General features: G+C 31.1%; 1 protein-coding gene. It reads left to right on the top strand.

The genetic code is table 11. The annotated features are described in order from the left end of the window. Window positions 1-6: 6 nt before the first annotated feature. A partial coding sequence (locus AB5935_RS24960; protein ID WP_368327751.1) for a S1C family serine protease occupies window positions 7-1,125 on the top strand: 1,119 nt, incomplete at its 3' end.

Below are 1,125 nucleotides of genomic sequence, written 5' to 3'. Positions count from 1 at the left end.
ATAAATATGAATAAGAATATATTTTTGATACTTGGTGTTATATTAGCATTCTTTAGTTCATGCCAAAAAAATCTGAAGGATATTATACATGATACAGAGAGTGCAACATTTATAATCTATACTTACGATGAATACGGAGCTCCATTAGGTAGTGGCTCTGGCTTCTTTATTGATAGTGATGGTACAGGGATAACAAATTACCACGTGTTGGATGGTGCTGTAAAAGCAATGCTTAAAACTAGCGATGGGAAAGAGTACGAAATAGATAAGGTATTGGCTTCTGATAAAAAATGGGATATTATTAAGTTTTCGATAATAGCTCTATCTAATCAAAAATTTCCTTATTTAGAATTTGCTACTAAAGGCACAGAACAAGGAGATAGAGTTTATAATATAAGTAGTCCTTTAGGATTAGAGAAAAGTGTTTCTGATGGAATTGTGGCGTCATTAAGGAATGATAAACAACATGGTGATATTATACAGGTAACTGCACCTATTTCTCCAGGAAGCAGTGGTAGTGCATTATTGAATGAAAAAGGGGAAGTGTTTGCTGTTGCGACATTTAATCGTACAGGAGGGCAAAATCTTAATTTTGGGGTATCTATAAATAAAGAAAGACTTACTGCATTGACGAGTAATGATTTTAATCGCTTTAATCCCAAATTTAACAATAAAGAAAATTTTATTATCTTGAATATACCTAATGAAAGGAATAGTGAAGTGGTTTTGAATGCTATAGAATTTAAAGATGATGTAACAATCGCATATCTTTCATATACGAATCTGAATCTATCTATGGGGGAAATGTATATATGGTGCGAGATAGATAAAGGCGATGACGGTTTTCTTATTCACGACTTAGATAACGATAGTAAATATTATGTTACTTCATCAACGATAGGAGTAGATAAAATGAATGGGACAAAAGTATCTTTGGCTTCTAATTATAAGTTCAAAGTGTTTTTTCCACCAATCAAATCGACTTTGCATAAAATTAGTATTACTTATGGAAATACCTCAAGAGGATGGCAATTTAGAAATATTGATTTAGATAAATACAAATCAAATTTTACTGTTGATATGGATAGTTATCAAAAAGAATATGCTTATTCTACTATGAATGAA

The sequence above is a fragment of the Phocaeicola sp. RTP21198st1_B8_RTP21198_201120 genome (assembly GCF_040929485.1).
Classification (GTDB): Bacteria; Bacteroidota; Bacteroidia; order Bacteroidales; family Bacteroidaceae; genus Phocaeicola; species Phocaeicola dorei.
The sequence above is the reverse complement of the archived record's forward strand: the minus strand, read 5'-3'. Positions and strand labels throughout refer to the sequence as shown.